17 protein-coding genes are annotated in these 16,497 nt (G+C 41.0%); 4 read left to right on the top strand and 13 right to left on the bottom strand.

The window, feature by feature from the left end:
* Window position 1: 1 nt before the first annotated feature.
* The 3 genes from IEY03_RS08230 to pyrC all read right to left on the bottom strand — a co-directional run bounded on the left by IEY03_RS08230 (window position 2) and on the right by pyrC (window position 3,972).
* A complete protein-coding gene (locus tag IEY03_RS08230) occupies window positions 2-1,384 on the bottom strand; it encodes a TolC family protein (protein WP_229778246.1) in 1,383 nt (460 codons plus the stop codon).
* Between the two features lie 671 nt (window positions 1,385-2,055).
* Complete coding sequence (locus tag IEY03_RS08235; protein ID WP_229778247.1) at window positions 2,056-2,331, bottom strand: MmcQ/YjbR family DNA-binding protein; 276 nt, start codon at window positions 2,329-2,331, stop codon at window positions 2,056-2,058.
* Between the two features lie 609 nt (window positions 2,332-2,940).
* A complete protein-coding gene (gene pyrC / locus IEY03_RS08240; RefSeq protein ID WP_188840871.1) occupies window positions 2,941-3,972 on the bottom strand; it encodes a dihydroorotase in 1,032 nt (343 codons plus the stop codon).
* A 272-nt stretch (window positions 3,973-4,244) separates the two neighbouring features.
* Between pyrC and IEY03_RS08245 the strand changes: the two genes are divergently transcribed.
* The gene (locus IEY03_RS08245; RefSeq protein ID WP_188840872.1) at window positions 4,245-5,342 is read left to right on the top strand and encodes a PQQ-dependent sugar dehydrogenase; all 1,098 of its coding nucleotides are present in this window, start codon (window positions 4,245-4,247) and stop codon (window positions 5,340-5,342) included.
* A 57-nt stretch (window positions 5,343-5,399) separates the two neighbouring features.
* Here the strand turns inward: IEY03_RS08245 and IEY03_RS08250 are convergent, their stop codons facing one another.
* From IEY03_RS08250 to IEY03_RS08260, 3 genes are read right to left on the bottom strand one after another with little or no spacing between them, the layout of a single operon-like run.
* The gene (locus IEY03_RS08250; RefSeq protein WP_188840873.1) at window positions 5,400-6,173 is read right to left on the bottom strand and encodes a TIGR04219 family outer membrane beta-barrel protein; all 774 of its coding nucleotides are present in this window, start codon (window positions 6,171-6,173) and stop codon (window positions 5,400-5,402) included.
* A gap of 2 nt (window positions 6,174-6,175) precedes the next feature.
* On the bottom strand, window positions 6,176-7,147 hold the full coding sequence (locus tag IEY03_RS08255) for a DUF2333 family protein (protein WP_188840874.1): 972 nt from the start codon (window positions 7,145-7,147) through the stop codon (window positions 6,176-6,178).
* A gap of 12 nt (window positions 7,148-7,159) precedes the next feature.
* Window positions 7,160-7,648, bottom strand: a complete 489-nt coding sequence (locus IEY03_RS08260; RefSeq protein WP_188840875.1) for a copper chaperone PCu(A)C — start codon at window positions 7,646-7,648, stop codon at window positions 7,160-7,162.
* Between the two features lie 35 nt (window positions 7,649-7,683).
* Between IEY03_RS08260 and IEY03_RS08265 the strand changes: the two genes are divergently transcribed.
* Entirely contained in the window at window positions 7,684-8,424 is a 741-nt protein-coding gene (locus IEY03_RS08265) for an enoyl-CoA hydratase-related protein (RefSeq protein WP_188840876.1), read from the top strand.
* 93 nt (window positions 8,425-8,517) lie between these two features.
* On the opposite strand, the gene IEY03_RS08270 is transcribed toward IEY03_RS08265, so the two are convergent.
* From IEY03_RS08270 to dusA, 3 genes are all read right to left on the bottom strand, one after another.
* A complete protein-coding gene (locus tag IEY03_RS08270) occupies window positions 8,518-8,718 on the bottom strand; it encodes a PspC domain-containing protein (protein WP_188840877.1) in 201 nt (66 codons plus the stop codon).
* 173 nt (window positions 8,719-8,891) lie between these two features.
* Window positions 8,892-9,200, bottom strand: coding sequence for a hypothetical protein (locus IEY03_RS08275; protein WP_188840878.1), 309 nt, complete (start codon window positions 9,198-9,200; stop codon window positions 8,892-8,894).
* A 296-nt stretch (window positions 9,201-9,496) separates the two neighbouring features.
* Window positions 9,497-10,516, bottom strand: a complete 1,020-nt coding sequence (gene dusA, locus IEY03_RS08280; RefSeq protein WP_188840879.1) for a tRNA dihydrouridine(20/20a) synthase DusA — start codon at window positions 10,514-10,516, stop codon at window positions 9,497-9,499.
* Window positions 10,517-10,596: 80 nt separating this feature from the next.
* Here dusA and IEY03_RS08285 point away from each other — a divergent pair, with 80 nt between their 5' ends.
* Window positions 10,597-10,881, top strand: a complete 285-nt coding sequence (locus tag IEY03_RS08285) for a hypothetical protein (protein ID WP_188840880.1) — start codon at window positions 10,597-10,599, stop codon at window positions 10,879-10,881.
* Window positions 10,882-11,161: 280 nt separating this feature from the next.
* Here the strand turns inward: IEY03_RS08285 and IEY03_RS08290 are convergent, their stop codons facing one another.
* Entirely contained in the window at window positions 11,162-11,638 is a 477-nt protein-coding gene (locus IEY03_RS08290; RefSeq protein ID WP_188840881.1) for a hypothetical protein, read from the bottom strand.
* Between the two features lie 433 nt (window positions 11,639-12,071).
* Between IEY03_RS08290 and IEY03_RS08295 the strand changes: the two genes are divergently transcribed.
* Window positions 12,072-12,539: a chemotaxis protein CheX gene (locus IEY03_RS08295; protein WP_188840882.1), complete on the top strand. Its 468-nt coding sequence runs from the start codon at window positions 12,072-12,074 to the stop codon at window positions 12,537-12,539.
* Between the two features lie 26 nt (window positions 12,540-12,565).
* Here IEY03_RS08295 and IEY03_RS08300 read toward each other — a convergent pair whose 3' ends face one another.
* The 3 genes from IEY03_RS08300 to dnaB form a co-directional block, all read right to left on the bottom strand.
* On the bottom strand, window positions 12,566-13,846 hold the full coding sequence (locus IEY03_RS08300) for a BamA/TamA family outer membrane protein (protein WP_188840883.1): 1,281 nt from the start codon (window positions 13,844-13,846) through the stop codon (window positions 12,566-12,568).
* Window positions 13,847-13,862: 16 nt separating this feature from the next.
* On the bottom strand, window positions 13,863-14,954 hold the full coding sequence (gene alr / locus IEY03_RS08305; RefSeq protein WP_188840884.1) for an alanine racemase: 1,092 nt from the start codon (window positions 14,952-14,954) through the stop codon (window positions 13,863-13,865).
* Between the two features lie 83 nt (window positions 14,955-15,037).
* Window positions 15,038-16,447 (bottom strand): replicative DNA helicase, encoded by a 1,410-nt coding sequence (dnaB, locus tag IEY03_RS08310; RefSeq protein WP_188840885.1) that lies wholly within the window; start codon window positions 16,445-16,447, stop codon window positions 15,038-15,040.
* Between the last annotated feature and the right edge of the window lie 50 nt (window positions 16,448-16,497).

Consider the following 16,497-nt stretch of genomic DNA (forward strand, 5'->3'; position numbering starts at 1 on the left):
ATTATTCTTCTTCTGTAACACTGGCATCAAGATCGCCACCCAACGCTAGGTGCAATCCAATGCGATTGGCAATAATCTGGTTTTTTAAGCTGATCACTGAACTTTGAGCCACAAATGCACGCTTCTGGGCGTCCAGTACTGTGGTGTAACTGACTAAACCACTTTGGTATTGCTCAAACGATAAGGTTTCGGCTTGAAGAGCATTATCTTGGGCTTTTAACGTTGAACGATATTGCTGTTGCAAACTGGCATCGAGATCGAGGTTATTTTCAACCACTTCAAAAGCAGCAAAGAGCGTATTGAGGTATTGCTGCTCTTGCTGTTTGAGGATCAATTTTTGTTGCTCTGTCTGTGACTTTAACCGCCCAGCATTGAAAATTGGCGCTGTGAGACCTGCAAATACTGACCATGAACTGTAATCGCCACTTAATAGGTTGCCAATGTCACTGCTCGCACTGCCGATATCGCCTCCCAAACGTATTGATGGATAGCGTTGTTTTTGTGCATAAGCAACTAAAGCATCTTGTGCCAGTAGCTGGTACCAAGCCGCTTGCAGTTGAGGCTTACGTTTAACTAACTCGCTTGGCACGCCAATTTTAATCCCCTGAGGCAGTAAAGGTAGCGTTGCATCAATCAGCAACTCCCCAGCTGGATAACCTCCTAATAATCGCTCTAAGGTTCTAATGTCTTTATTACGTTGGCTGCGCTGTGACAGTAAATTTGAATTTTCACTATGGTATTCATTTTGAGTTAAATAAACATCAAGGGCGGTATTTAATCCCTGTAGATAACCCGATTCAATAATCTCAAAACTCAGTTTAGCGTTCTCTGTTCTGCGCTCAAAAAGCTTAACTAACTCTTGCGATGTTACCACCTTGTAGTAGGCGATAATCACCTCGGCGACCAATGAATCTCTGGCTTGTTGATAGTTAGCTTGCGCGGTTAATAAGTTCAGTTTTGATGCTCTGCTACTGTCAGATAACTTGCCCCAAATATCTAATTCATAACTGATATCTAAACTAAGGTTATTGAGGGTTGACTGAGTATCACTGTCACCACTTCTACGGCTATTTGCCGCAAGGTTTAACTCAGGCCAGAAATTAGCGTCACTGATATTAAGCTGCTGCTTTTTTATTTCAACGTCTAACGCAAGCTGAATAAGCGGTTGATTGCTGTTTAATCCAATCCTGATAAGTTCAAACAACTGCTCTGTTGCAATTGGTGTGACCCAAGTTTGATTGTCTTTAAGTGACTTAGCATTGGTTTGCCAAGACTCAGGTAGTTGCGGCTTAACCAAAGGGTCATCCACATATGAGGCGCTAGTACAAGCCGTTAAGATAACCAACGACGTTATCATAGCCAAGCTAGTAAAATGTCTGTTCATTCACGGTAAATCCATTGTTAGTATTTATTATCTAATGATTTTCGTTTATTACTTTTATGGTTTAACCTCAACTTGGGTTAAGAGATGCATAAATGAGATTTGAATAGCTAACATTCGAGCACTTACAGTCAAACCTAAACTTTAAGCTACGATTAGCTGAACTTGCATTAAATAGCCTTGAAACATCAGTTGCGCTAAAACAGGGCGAATTTACGCCTCAATCGCTAGCCGCAATTATTCTGCATGAAGAATATCCCTGTGAGCATTATAAATAGCGGTTTGATTTACTGTTACTGCCCCGAGTTAAGCTTGATGATTCATTCAGTTAACTGATTACGTATTTGATTCTAAATAGATCACTATTTAATTAATACCACTGAGGTCTAACTTTGCATAGTTTTACATAAGTCTGCGGCGTTGCTTGATAAAATTGGTAGATTTATAGATATGAAGCCTATTATTAATTTGCGCTAATAAGAAGAATCAGGAAGCCTGCTGATTTTTATCACTCAAATAATACTGATGGCAAAGGTCAAAAGAAGATAAAACTCAGAATATTCAACCTTACTGTTACCTTAAAACTTGAATTTTAAGCAAGGATGTTAGCCTTGTCACAGCTGTTATGATGAATAAAGGTATAGAGAACTTGGATTACCATGGATTAAATGACCTTATGACTCAAGTTGCAGCCTAATTGAGGTTTGTTCTTTTTTGGGCAAGCTATTGACCACTAGCAAAAATGAATTATCGATAATTCGTTTTACTTCGCCATCAGGCACAGAGCCATCAAAGTATATTGATATCCAGTGTTTTTTATCCATGTGATAACCCGGCGTTATCGCAGGGAAGATATCTTTTAAGGCATTAGCCTCATCTGGATCGCATTTTAGGTTAAGCATTAGCAAATCATTGCGCCGCCCCACTAACGCGAACATCTTATTTTTCACTTTATATACCCAAACAACCTGAAGATGCTCGATTTCAGCAAGAATTTACACGCGTTTAGGCAAGGCATTGATTGCGGGTAATGGTTATTCCCTTTTCAAAATCAATAACGCAGCATAAACGCGTGTAAAACTTGCCTTCAGGGAGTTTCACCGTGTTCCCCTGATTTTTAAATCAAGAGCGTTGTTGCGCTAATTTATAAGGTACCTAGATTACCGCATTAACGCGCCTGGTATTGAAAACACGGTGAAGCTCTGAAACACGTATCTTCAAGTTGTTTGGGTATACACCTGTACGTCATCGCCAAAGGGAAAGCATTCGCAGCTTTGTGGTTTAGCGAGTAAATAATGCTGTAAATATTGAAAATCCATGTAGGTAGCTTCTGCGGTTAAAACATAAACACTGGCTGATTGCTAACCTAGGCATATCAGCTATGCCGCCTTGGTAACTATTGTGATGATGACAACAAAAAACCAGCAACAGAGCTGGTTTTTTGTTAAATGTTAAAGCATTAGCGATTGAGTCAAGTGGCTGATAATCGATATTTCAAAACCGATATATCAGCAGATTCAACCTATAAGCAACTAAGGCAAGCACTTTACCCTTACGCTTTATTTCACTTTCCAATTAACTTGTTGGCCAGCAAAGAATGGCACAATTGGATTACCGTTAGGCAGAATAATTTCCTCCGGTACTGTCCAAGTTTCTTTCACTAAGGTTACTGTGCCGGTATTACGGGGTAAGCCATAAAAGTCTGCACCATGTAAGCTTGCAAAACCTTCTAACTTATCTAACGCACCCAAGTTATCAAATACTTGTGCATATAACTCTAATGCACTCCAGGCGCTATAACACCCCGCACAACCACAAGCTGACTCTTTACGATGCTTTTCGTGTGGCGCTGAGTCAGTCCCTAAGAAAAACTTACTTGAACCAGTGGCTACAGCGGCTTGTAATGCCTGCTGGTGAATGTTGCGCTTTAATACTGGTAAGCAGAAGTTATGCGGGCGAACACCACCGACCAATAAGTCATTACGATTTAATAATAAGTGTTGTGGGGTTATGGTTGCGGCCACATTCGCAGAAGCTGCGGTAACAAATTCAGCCGCTTCTTTAGTGGTGATGTGTTCAAACACCACTTTTAGTTGAGGTAAGGTCGCAACAATACGAGCTAGGTAGCGATCAATAAACAGTTTTTCACGGTCAAAAATATCAATGTGTGATTCGGTAACTTCACCATGAACCAGCAATAACATCCCCTGTTCAGCCATCACTTCAAAAATAGGAAACAGTGCATCCAATGCCTTTACCGCTGCATCAGAGTTAGTGGTTGCACCTGCTGGATATAACTTAGCAGCCACAACACCTGCTGCTTTGGCATCTATAATGTCTTGTGCTGTGGTGTTGTTGGTTAAAAATAAGGTCATTAGAGGCTGAAAGCTGCTTCCCTGAGGACGCGCGGCCAGAATACGCTCACGATAATCCACAGCCATTTGCGCTGTCGTCACTGGTGGCACAAGGTTTGGCATCACAATCGCACGTTGAAAAAGTCGCGCTGTCGCTGGCACAGTTTCGTTTAACATATCGCCATCACGAAAATGTAAATGCCAGTCATCAGGGGTTGTGATAGTAATTTGCGTCATAAGGAGTCCTAATAAGTGCCGCTCATTTAGTTTAAGCCATCAAAATTGGCTAATTAAATGAGCATGGAAGATGAGTGCCAAATTTTGCCGTTATTGTGCCTGAAAACAGCTTGGCTTAATAGATGCGTAATTTGAACGCTGACTTTTCGATTTCAAAAAATACTTTTTTGTTTTCATTTATTCATTTTAAAAGCCTATTTTGAAATTGGGCTAATATTACTTAAATTGAAACGTGTGCTATTCCAGAACACATCAACATTAAAGGTATCCGAATGCCCTCCAAAAATTTCATTCTCTTAAGCCTATTGTTAATTTTCGCCAATTCAGTTGAGGCATTACCTTTAGATAAAATAAAGCTACCACAGGGTTTTTCGATTGAAATGTACGCTGAGAATATTGAAAATGCCCGTCAAATGGCTTTAGGTGATAATGGAACAGTTTTTGTTGGCAGCCGAAAGGCTGGAAATGTTTATGCCCTAATAGATAGTAATAACGACTTTAAGGCTGAGTCGAAAATAATCGTCGCCTCGAATTTATTCATGCCGTCTGGATTAGCTTTCCATGATGGCAGTCTCTATGTTGCAGAAGTCGATAAAATTTGGCGATATCCCAATATTGAAAAAACGCTACCCCAAATCCCTACACCAGAATTAGTTTATAGCAAACTACCCAACATATCCCACCATGGATGGAAATTCATAACATTCGGTCCCGATGGCAAGCTTTATATTCCTGTTGGAGCCCCTTGCAACATTTGTGAAAGTGAATTGCCGTTTGCTAGCATTTTAAAACTGGATCTTGAAACTAAACAAACAGTCATTGTAGCAAAAGGAGTGCGTAACAGTGTTGGCTTTGACTTTCATCCACAAACAGGTGAATTATGGTTTACTGATAATGGTCGAGATATGATGGGTGATAATTTACCGGATGATGAATTGAATCGTGTCACTCAACCAGGGCAGCATTTCGGTTTTCCTTATATCCATAATACTAATATAGCCGATCCCGAATACCGTAATGTCCAAATAGCAAACCTAAATACACCGCCAGTATTAACACTGGGCGCGCATGTAGCCGCTTTAGGAATGATGTTTTATCAAGGTCAGCAATTCCCTGAAAGCTACCAAAATACGATCCTCATTGCCCAACATGGTTCTTGGAATCGTAGTAATAAGGTTGGGTATCGATTAATGCTAGTTGTGTTAGATAACAATCAAGTAAAAAGCTATAAACCATTTGCTACGGGTTGGCTTCAAGGGGAAGAAAGCTGGGGACGTCCGGTTGATATAATGATGCTAGATGATGGTTCGATACTGGTTTCAGACGACTTTGCAGATGCCATTTATCGTATTAGCTATGACAAATCATAATGCTAGCAAATCAATATGGGTATCAAAAAAGATACCCATATTATCAATTCCAAACGGTTAGAAAATCAATTCAACACCCGCAAAGGCACCTTTGAACTGCATATCTTGGGTGGTTCCAGAAAAACGATTAACGTCAAAGTTAAAGTCACGGTAACCGACACGAATAAGCGTATCTAACGCAACACCATCAAACTGCCAACCTAAACCAGCACTGTAATCATGCACACCGTTTTCATCAACACCAATCATGATATCTGCAAAGCCAAATAATCCTAGACCAGGCACACCAACTTGCGCGCTGCCGTAAGCCATCACCACACCACTGTCGATATCGCGTTGTGTTGCAGTGCGGGTTAACTCGCTTCCAGCTAAACCGTCAACACGCAGTGAACCGTGCATTTGCTTATAAGCCGCACCTAAATCTAATGCAACTAAATCGTTGTCTAAAATTTCGTAATACAGCACAAAATCAGTATTACTGAGGTCATTGTATACGGTAGATGCACCTGTAAAATTCACTTCATTGAAGTAAAAATCACTGCTGTCTTTAGACGCTGAAGCCTCTAAACGATTCTCACGGATCTTCAAATTAGGCACTAACGGGATTGGATGCTCAATAGCAACCCATACACTGCCTTGGGTTTCAGAGCCATAATCATAATTTTGCGCAGGACCTGTGGCATTGCCAAGATTGCTATCAGCATTAAAAGTACCCGATGCATCCGTATTCCAGATATCACCACCAACTTTAAAGCCCACAACAGTAGCAGCTTGCGCTGAAGTTACACTTAACAGACCAAATAAGGCTGTTGCTGCAAGAGTTTTGTTCATTGTTATCCCTGTGAAAGTAAATTAGTTAAATCAATTACTGCGGCGTTTGCACGCGAAATATAGTTAGCCATAACAAGTGAATGGTTTGCGACTAAACCAAAGCCATCGCCATTCAATACCATTGGGCTCCAAACTGTTTGCTGAGTAGCTTCTAGCTCTCGAATAATCTGTCTTAAGCTAACTTCAGCATTTTTCTTTTCTAGCACATCAGCAAAATCCACTTCTACTGCGCGCATAAAGTTTAATAAGGCCCATGCTGAGCCTCGACTTTCGTAAAATACATCATCAATTTTCCACCAGCTGGTTTTAATTTCATCGCTCATGGCTGAAGGTGTAGATTGACGAGCGGCAGTGTCACCGGCTAAATCGGTGTTTAATCTGTCTTGTCCTACGCTGGCGGACAAGCGCTGTGAAATACTACCTAAGCGTTTTTGCACTTCTTTTAACCATTCATTTAGGTTGTCTGCTCGGGCATAAAACTGTGCTGAAGGATTATCAGAGTCACTAATTCTTGCTTGATAAAGCTTAAATAATTTAATGGCATCCGTGTACTCACTTTCAGCACTTGGCACTAACCAGCTGGTGTGCTCAATATTTAGCTTTGAATGTGCTGCGGATAAATCAGTATCTGCGGCTGATTGTGATTGAGAGCGGCTAAACTCTTTGCGCATAACTAATGCTAAATCACGCGCTTGCTCAAGGGCACCAAACTCGAACGCTGGCATATTGTCCATCAAGACTGAAGGGGGCATCATATCATTTGATAACCAACCACCGGGTTTATCCAACAAGGTTTCCATGGTGACGATCAATGATTGAGTTGTGGCATAGCCAACGATTAATCTCCCCTGTTCATTTTGCAATGCTTCAGGTTCTATTGGATCGGGTTCAATACTCCACCACACACTCACAGCGTAGCCAATTAAACCCGCTATCGCGGCGATAGATAGTACTTTATTCCTTGTAAACTGCATCAATACGACTCCTTAATGATGGTGATGATGTTCGCTATGATCTTGATGCGATGAGTCAGCATTTTTCAATACAGGCAATGCCACCTGTAATTGCTGCTCATTATCAAATATCAATGTTAATTCAACCTTATCGTTTTCAGCTAATGGCGCATTTAATCCTAAGATCATAATGTGATCTCCTGACGGCTTTAATGCTAAAGCACCATGAGAAGCTATTGTAAAGCTTTCTACCTGGCGCATTTTTACCATGCCATTTTCATCAACTATAGTATGTAATTGCGCTTCTTTTGCGGCTGGGGTTGTCACGGAAATTAATTTTACTGGGTCATTAGCATGGTTTTCTAATGTTAAGTATGCCGCGGTATTTGGCACAGAGGCAGGCATCGCCCGCACATGACCGTCAACTAAAATGACATTGGCACTGGCGGCAAATGATACTGACGTAAGCACTAAAAAACTAAACAAGTGTTTGAATATTACTTTCAATGTCTTAAACTCCATTTAATCCCTGCTCGTGTTCACAAAGGAAACTACGAATGAGTCTTATAAAAATGCGTGATGAACAAGGTGTTCGTATCATCAGCTTTAATCGTCCAGACAAGCGCAATGCTTTTAATCTAGAGATGTATCAACAACTCACAGAATACCTTATTGAAGGCGATAGCAACAACGAGATTCGTGCCTTTATGTTACATGGCGAAGGGAATTGCTTTACCGCAGGTAATGATATCGCTGATTTTTTACAAAGTGGCGACTTAAATGAGGATCATCCAACGGTTAAGTTTCTATTCTGCCTCGTTGATTTGAAAAAGCCCTTAGTTGCCGCAGTATCTGGTGCAGCGGTAGGTATTGGCACGACCTTATTACTACACTGCGATTTAGTCTATGCCGACAATAGTGCTAAATTTCAAATGCCTTTTGTTAATCTAGCATTAGTGCCTGAAGCGGCATCAAGCTTATTATTACCCTTAATCGTAGGTCAACAAAAAGCGGCGGAATTGATTCTATTAGGTGATGCATTTAATGCTGCAACAGCCTGTGAATTAAATATTATCAATCAGGTGGTGGAAACTGACGTGGTTGAATTTGCACTGACTAAAGCTAAAAGATTAGCCAGCCAACCACCTGAATCACTACAAGCATCTCGCCTGCTGCTTCGCTACAACCAACAGCAAGTTAAACAACAAATGCAGCTAGAACTGGTTCATTTTGGACAGCGTTTAAAAAGTGATGAATCGAAAAAGCTGTTCCAAGCATTCTTAAGTAAATCATCGTAATCATTTGTACAGCATTGATACTATTCGGACGTGGCTGATATTACTGCCAGTCATTGCTTTTTCATTCAATGATTTGTTCGAATGAAAAAGCAATTAATAGTGTGGAGACTTTTTATCAAGTAACACAGATAACACTAAATATGCAACAAGGGTGACAACTGGATTAGCTAATAAAATCAGCATGCTGATAACTCGAACCCACATCACCGACCAGCCAAATTGTTTCGCGAAATAGTGACATACACCAGAAACAATTTTAGGCTTGTCGATGAGTTTCTCTACTAATTTTTCCATTGTATTCCTTAATTTCTTATTCAAAACTTAAACATTATCAGTTGATTTATTGGGTATGATTTGCAGCTTAGTGAGCAAGTTGGCGATGACAGCGCAACAAATAAAACTCATTAACGGTAGCAACAAGATTGCTAGCAAAGGCATCACCATTCCAAGGGGGTCAACAAACATCATTACTTTTGACTCACTGTGGTTACTGATTGTTCTGCATCATCACTCGCAAGCAACGGTGCTTGGGTGTCAGTATTAACATCAAAAATTTGTTCTGCGATTTGAGTTCTCAATGACAATACAAACTCTTGCTTAGCTGACACAAACAAATCTTGGCTGGCTTGTGAAATATTTTGCTCAAGTACATTTAAGGTATCTTGTACCATTGTGTCATTTGCTTCTGCAGCCACACTACTTGCTGACATCATTACGGCAACAATAGCTGCACCAGCGATACGATTTAAACGACCTTTAGAATTAGAGTTAAACATGATGGCTTCCTTTTCTGTTCAGTGTGCAACGAAAACCTTTTTCATTGCGGGACACCTTAGGTATTACAAACCTTGTGCCAACTTTCAAAATAAATTTTAAACCACTAATTATTAACAATAAAAAATCAAAACCAAGCAAAAACCATCTTTAAGACTCGCTAACAAAAAGAACAAAAAACGAACAATTGGTAAAATTAACCACTAAGGTTAGTCAATTAGACCAACATGATTTTTAAGCAAAAAAAAGCGCTCAAATGAGCGCTTAATTCTGGGTTTATTATCGCTAAAAATGTTTGTTAGCTAGGCGCATTTTCATTCATCAATGCAATTGCACCTTTAACAACTTCAATTCCTGCACCTGTCTTGTGAGCGTTTTCGCTTAAGTAACGGCGCCAGCTTCTTGAGCCTGGTAATCCCTGAAACAACCCTATCATATGGCGAGTGACATGATTTAAACGTCCGCCTTGTTGAATGTGTCGCTCAATATAAGGCAACATTAATTCAATCACTTCTTCACGACTTAATTGCGGTTTATCATTCTGGTACAACAGCTGATCAACTTGGCTTAAAATATATGGGTTGTGATACGCTTCGCGCCCAACCATCACGCCATCTACATGCTGTAGATGTACTTTCGCCTGTTCTAAACTTGTCACACCACCGTTGATACTGATATTTAAATGAGGGTAATCACGTTTTAATTGATATACGCGATCATAATCTAATGGCGGGATCTCGCGATTTTCTTTCGGGCTTAATCCTTGCAGCCAGGCTTTACGGGCATGAATAGTAAAATCAGTACAGCCTTTGTCACTCACCACATCAATAAAGCGTGTAAGAAACTCATAACTGTCTTGCTCATCAATCCCAATACGAGTTTTAACCGTAATAGGAATATCAGCGACCTGTTTCATGGCATCCACGCTTTGTGCAACTAATTCTGGTTCGCCCATTAAACATGCGCCAAAACGCCCATTTTGAACACGATCAGAGGGACAACCCACATTAATGTTTACTTCATCATAACCACGTTCAGCCGCCAACTTGGCACAATGAGCCAAATCTTTAGGATTCGATCCCCCTAATTGCAATGCCAATGGGTGTTCTTCTTCGTTGTATGCGAGATAGTCCCCGTTACCATAAATAATAGCTCCCGTTGTCACCATCTCGGTATACAACAAGGTATTAGCAGACATAAGGCGAGCAAAATAACGATAATGGCGATCAGTCCAATCAAGCATCGGGGCAATGCTAAAGGTGCGATCTATTACATTCGTTAGTGTATCTGGCTTTGGCGCTGTTTTTACTAAATTCATCTTACTCACATTTCGAGTTATTTTTACACGTTTTCATACGTTTTTAGTTGCATGGGGAACCTATAGGGAACCATAATAGATTGGACTATGGTAACGGGGAACCCGAGCAAATGGCGCCTTACAGTATTCAAAAACGCGATAAAGCTGACGGTACAAGTAAGTATCGCTGCTTAATACGGGTCAAGAAAAAAGGCAGCATAGTTTACAGTGATCATAGAACATTTTCAAAGTTAGCACCTGCGGAATCATGGGCTAAACATGAAGTGGGTAAATTAGAGTCGGAAGGCATTCCAAATCCGAGTTCTGGTGAGATGCCACTGCGTGAGGTTATAGTCAAATATATTGATGATCCTCATGTGCACTAGGCCGAACTAAACTCTATGTGCTTAAGCTTTTAGCTGATAGTGAAATTGGTAAAATCATTTTCATTTATATTTGACTCGTACATACACCACTGTTTTTTCTACATCAAACCATGTATCAACATTAACAGGATTGGATGCGTCATCTGCAAACTGGGCAAAATCGAGATCCGTCAAATCGTATTCACAAATTATCGATGGCTCAAAAACGAAAATATTAAGAATGGCGACAATCGAAAGTAACACCACAACACCAAGTGCTACCCTAACCGGGCGAAAACCATCATTGAGTTAACTCAGAGCGAAGTGCTGCAATTTGACGATCAATCGTGCTAACAACCGTATCTGCCTGTTGCATAACCGCTGTCATCTCTTGCGCTAAGCTTTGCTGCCAAGTAGCACCGGCTAGATTATTATTTGCGTGTTGGCCACGTTCGCGCAGTTCCTTGATTTTGGAATCTCGATCCCTAAACACCTGGTTTCTGTCTTTTTCAAGATCAGTAATTTCACGTTTAATTTGTTGTTTGCGGATATACGAACTGACTTCTGATTTTTTATCAGAAATAGAAGACTTCAAAGAAAAGTCATTATTTGATGAGGTTGGTGAGGATACAACGCTACCAACATTACTAAGATCTAAAGGAGTGCTTTCAGCATCACAAGGTTCAGCCTGATACTTGCCATCAGCACATTTATAAACCTCTGCAGTTGACGCAGAAGAAACCAATAAAAGAAGAATTAAAACTGATTTTCCATCCATAGAACACCTCATTAATTAGCATGACTAACTTACATTAACGGGGAACCAAAATCCATCAAAACACAAACGGGGAACATATAGGGAACCAAGACACAAGCAGGCTCATATAAAACAACCACTTAAATCAATATCAAACCAATCCAGAATCGGCGCTATGGAAAAGGTTCTATCAAGTTTTGCAGTAGAAGTCATAAAAACCAAACATTATTACTGAAGCGAAAATCCGATTTAACCGCTGATGTTGATATCATCGCCATTAAAAGGGCATATTATAAATGAGCATTTTGTTACTTGAGAAAAATTATATCATGTAAAGCTGAGGTTCAGATACCCAAATCCAAGGTGGTGTTCTAGACTATAACTAAGTGATACAGTGAATATTCTTATGCCTCTTTATTTCATCATTGCATTTTCCATAAGGAAGTAGCCTCATATGAACGTTGAATTTATTAACCCCTTTCTTGTGTCGTTAGTTAACGTGATATCAACTATGGCAACAATGGATTTAAAACCGGGGAAACCCCAGTTAAAAAGTCATGATATTGCTAAGGGTGATGTGTCGGGTTTAATTGGTATGGTTGGCCCTAAAACCAAAGGCTCTTTATCTATTACCTTTGAAGCACCGCTCATTTTAGAAATAATGCATAAAATGCTGGGTGAAAAACCTAGCAGCATTAATGAAGAAATTACCGATTTGGTTGGTGAGATTACTAATATGGTGACGGGTGGTGCAAAAAATCTGCTCAGTGATAAAGGCTACGATTTTGATATGGCTACACCCGTTGTCGTGTCAGGTAAAAACCATACGATTTCGCATAAATCCAAAGGAAAGAAAATTTTAATGCCATTCACTCACCCAAATGGGATGGCGTTTATCGAAATCTGTTTTGAAGATATCTAAAACTCATTAGGGTTAATCAGCCATAGTTAAAATGGCTGATTAACCATCACCCAAAATTCGCTTTCTGCTGAACCAAATGCAAATTCGGTTCTCACTACGATATTTTCAATCTCAAAACGAGCCCCAATACCAAATGTATGATGCATATCTGTATGTAATGCTTGCACATCAAACTCGTTAGTCACTTTACCTACCTCGGCAAACATGACCCATTGCCACCAAGGAATATGATATAGATTAAACACAGGCCAATTTTGTAATGGTTGCCACTGAGGTTTTATTCGGTATTCAAGGGCATAGTTGACAGCACTTCTCCCGGTAAAGGATTTCGTTGAATAGCCTCTTGAGCGGTCATATCCACCTAAATACACGCCAGCAAAACTGGGAGGCCGCCGGTAATCTTGGGTCGAGTTATCAAAGTCATTCCAAGTGGGTGTATCGGCGACAAACACATTTGCAGCAAGCACTTGTTCTTCGAACCAAGGATTGCTGCCGATATTATAAAAAAGGCTTTGCTCAAACTCCCATAATGTCCAGTGAGGATCATTATCGATGGCTAAGCCGTGTTTTATTTTAACGCTAGTTTTACTACCTTCTTTACTGTCATTTTGAGAGTCACGATTATCCCACTCAAATTTCAGCTCTAGCCCTCGAGCTTTATCGGCAAGTTGATCGTTAACCGCGAGTGTGCGGTGTTGACTATAAGGGGTAATTTTAATGCTGCTGACACCAGACGCTAGTGGATTCCAGCTAATGTCATCTCGACGCTCTAAGATAGTAGATTTAGCGCCATTGGCACCGGTTGCAAAAGGTAAAATGTATTTAAGGTGTAAACGGCTCAGTCCCTCGTCGCCTTCTGAAATGGTTTTTTCAGGCTGCTGATTAGACACTGTATTATCATCTAAAAAATAGATACCTTCTTCGTAATGGCCTTGATAGGTTTCGAATGAAAAAAGCCATTGTTCCATGGTGGGAATTTGATAATTGTATAACCCTAAAAAACCTATCCAACTGTCATTACTACTGTATAAACCTATCCCAAGCGCTGCGGCTTGAGGCTGGCCAGCATGCTTTATCACTGCCGCGCCGCCCATTGCAGTGCTTAAGGTTTCGGTAGAGAAAATAAACGGTAGCGCAATAAATTCGGCATCGGGATCTGTGGAAGTTTGATTCACCTTGGTGCCGGCTTGCTGTGGATTATCACTGCTGGAAACGGTTAGCTGTTCGATGGCTTGATGGGTACTGGCATCAGTATCAAAAACGGCCGCACAATATAGGACTAAACTCAAACACCAGAGCTTCATCATCGCACCTCAATGGGTTTTAAGGTAAAAGTTCGACTACGACTCTTGGTGTAAGTTTAGTCACTAGCTCATAAGCTATGGTGCCAATATGCTCAGCGACCTCTTCCACTGCTAACTCTTTCCCCCATAGCTGGACACTATCGCCGACTTTATCCGTTGCATTAACACCTAAGTCCACCGTCAACATATCCATAGAGACACGTCCGACAATCGGTACTCTACGGCCATTGATCAATACGGGCGTGCCTTCTGGCGCATTGCGTGGATAACCATCACCATAACCTATGGCAACAACGCCAAGTAGAGTATCTTCTTTAGCTTGCCAGTAAGCACCATAGCCGACCGTGTCACCAGCCTTGTGCTCACGAACAGCAATAAGATTAGATACCAGCTCCATTGCAGGAATAAGTTGGTGATTCACTCCTTTATCTCCAACAACGGGGGACACGCCATAAAGTGCAATGCCAGGACGGACCCAATCCGCTTGGCTATGGGGCCAGAATAACGTTGCGGCAGAATTTGCTAAGGTGCGTTCGCCGTCTAACCCTTCAATTAGCGTTTCAAATACTTCAATTTGCTTTTGAGTTAATGGGTTTTTCGGCTCATCAGAACAAGCAAAATGGGTCATCAAATTAATGGGTTTAGCCACGGAGGGACATGACATTAACCGTTGATACACTGAGGTAAACTGCGTCAAACTGAATCCTAAACGGTGCATACCCGAATCCACTTTCAGCCAGACTTTAACGGGCTTAGATAAGCTAATACTTTCTAGCATTTCAATTTGTGATTCGTGATGCACTACCGTTTCAATATCGTGTGCCACAATAAGCGGTAAATCAGAAGTTCGGAAAAAACCTTCGAGTAATAATAAACGGCCTTTTACGCCACCATTACGCAGTTCGAGTGCTTCCTCAAATCGTGCTAAACCGAAACCATCTGCGCCACCTACATAATTACCAACACATTGAGCGACATTTAATAGCCCATGGCCATAACCGTTAGCTTTGACTACAGCCATAACTTGACTGTGTGGTGCGATTTCACGCAATCTAGCAAGATTGTGCTGTAAGGCATGACGACTGATTTCTGCGCGAGGAAAAGGTTTCAAAAATATAGCCTTATAAAGCAAATAATGGCCGCAAAGCTAAGCCATTGTTAATTTTGTCGGTGATAAAATTCAATACTGCTGGGTTAATCTTCTTCGAATTGCGGCCCAGCATAGTTATCAAATCGTGAGAAATGCCCCTGAAACGCTAACTTCACTCGTCCAATTGGGCCGTTACGCTGCTTACCAATAATAATTTCAGCGGTGCCTTTGTCTTCAGAGTCATCATGATAAACCTCATCTCGATAAATAAACATGATGAGATCGGCATCCTGCTCAATCGCGCCCGATTCACGTAAGTCGGAGTTAATTGGGCGTTTGTCTGCTCGTTGCTCCAATGAACGGTTAAGCTGAGATAATGCGACAACCGGGATTTCAAGTTCTTTGGCTAGGGCTTTTAATGAACGGGAAATCTCTGAAATTTCTAAAGTACGGTTGTCTTTTAAAGCTGGTACCTGCATTAGCTGTAAATAATCGATCATGATCATCGATAAACCGCCATACTCACGTGCAATACGTCTCGCTCTACTGCGCACTTCTGTAGGGGTCAAACCTGAGCTATCATCAATGTACATTTTACCCTGTTCAAGCATGATACCCATAGTGGAAGACACACGCGCCCAATCTTCATCATCCAATTGACCAGTACGAATTTTGGTTTGATCAACGCGGCCTAATGAGGCCAGCATACGCATCATGATTTGTTCTGAAGGCATCTCTAAGCTGAAGATTAATACAGGCTTATCTTCATTCATTGCCGCTTGTTCACATAGGTTCATCGCAAAGGTGGTTTTACCCATAGATGGACGTGCCGCAACAATGACTAAATCACCAGATTGAAACCCTGAAGTCATCTTATCTAGATCAGCAAAACCGCTAGACACCCCAGTTACCCCGTTATGAGGGTTATTGTAGAGTTGTTCAATTCGATCAACGGTTTTTTCAAGAATAGATTTGATCCCTTCAGGACCTTCATTTGAATTGGCTCGTGATTCAGCAATTTTAAATACTTTGGTTTCAGCTAAATCTAATAATTGGCTAGAATCTCGCCCTTCAGGATTATAACCCGCATCAGCAATTTCATGGGCGACGCCAATCATGTCTCTAACTACAGCGCGTTCACGCACAATTTGAGCGTACGATAAAATGTTGCCCGCACTGGGAGTATTTTTAGCAATTTCACCGAGATAAGAAAAACCACCAGCATCATCAAGTTGATCTTCAATTTCTAACTGTTCAGATACCGTAATTAAATCGATAGGCTGACCACGCTCCATTAAGCGTTGCATTGCCTGAAAAATCATTCGATGAGAGCGTGAGTAAAAGTCTTCTGCGACAACCGCTTCAGCAACGCGATCCCAGGCTTCCGCATCGAGCATAAGCCCACCCAATACAGACTGTTCAGCCTCTATTGAATGAGGGGGTAACTTTAATGCATTGACTTCGGCATCTTTCTGCCTATTTCTAGCCTTAAATACGGTTGATTGTTGCGACATTGACACTCCAAGTTTCCAACGACTTTAAAAAATATGGTATAACACCGTGG

This window comes from Shewanella aestuarii, from assembly GCF_014647215.1.
GTDB classification, from domain to species: Bacteria; Pseudomonadota; Gammaproteobacteria; order Enterobacterales; family Shewanellaceae; genus Shewanella; species Shewanella aestuarii.

What these genes read in the sequence shown, in the direction of transcription:
- IEY03_RS08230 (WP_229778246.1), bottom strand. Translation starts at nt 1,384, where the DNA reads ATGAACAGACATTTTACTAGCTTGGCTATGATAACGTCGTTGGTTATC.
- pyrC (WP_188840871.1), bottom strand. Translation starts at nt 3,972, where the DNA reads ATGACGCAAATTACTATCACAACCCCTGATGACTGGCATTTACATTTT.
- IEY03_RS08245 (WP_188840872.1), top strand. Translation starts at nt 4,245, where the DNA reads ATGCCCTCCAAAAATTTCATTCTCTTAAGCCTATTGTTAATTTTCGCC.
- IEY03_RS08250 (WP_188840873.1), bottom strand. Translation starts at nt 6,173, where the DNA reads ATGAACAAAACTCTTGCAGCAACAGCCTTATTTGGTCTGTTAAGTGTA.
- IEY03_RS08255 (WP_188840874.1), bottom strand. Translation starts at nt 7,147, where the DNA reads ATGCAGTTTACAAGGAATAAAGTACTATCTATCGCCGCGATAGCGGGT.
- IEY03_RS08260 (WP_188840875.1), bottom strand. Translation starts at nt 7,648, where the DNA reads ATGGAGTTTAAGACATTGAAAGTAATATTCAAACACTTGTTTAGTTTT.
- IEY03_RS08265 (WP_188840876.1), top strand. Translation starts at nt 7,684, where the DNA reads ATGAGTCTTATAAAAATGCGTGATGAACAAGGTGTTCGTATCATCAGC.
- IEY03_RS08270 (WP_188840877.1), bottom strand. Translation starts at nt 8,718, where the DNA reads ATGGAAAAATTAGTAGAGAAACTCATCGACAAGCCTAAAATTGTTTCT.
- IEY03_RS08275 (WP_188840878.1), bottom strand. Translation starts at nt 9,200, where the DNA reads ATGTTTAACTCTAATTCTAAAGGTCGTTTAAATCGTATCGCTGGTGCA.
- dusA (WP_188840879.1), bottom strand. Translation starts at nt 10,516, where the DNA reads ATGAATTTAGTAAAAACAGCGCCAAAGCCAGATACACTAACGAATGTA.
- IEY03_RS08290 (WP_188840881.1), bottom strand. Translation starts at nt 11,638, where the DNA reads ATGGATGGAAAATCAGTTTTAATTCTTCTTTTATTGGTTTCTTCTGCG.
- IEY03_RS08295 (WP_188840882.1), top strand. Translation starts at nt 12,072, where the DNA reads ATGAACGTTGAATTTATTAACCCCTTTCTTGTGTCGTTAGTTAACGTG.
- IEY03_RS08300 (WP_188840883.1), bottom strand. Translation starts at nt 13,846, where the DNA reads ATGATGAAGCTCTGGTGTTTGAGTTTAGTCCTATATTGTGCGGCCGTT.
- dnaB (WP_188840885.1), bottom strand. Translation starts at nt 16,447, where the DNA reads ATGTCGCAACAATCAACCGTATTTAAGGCTAGAAATAGGCAGAAAGAT.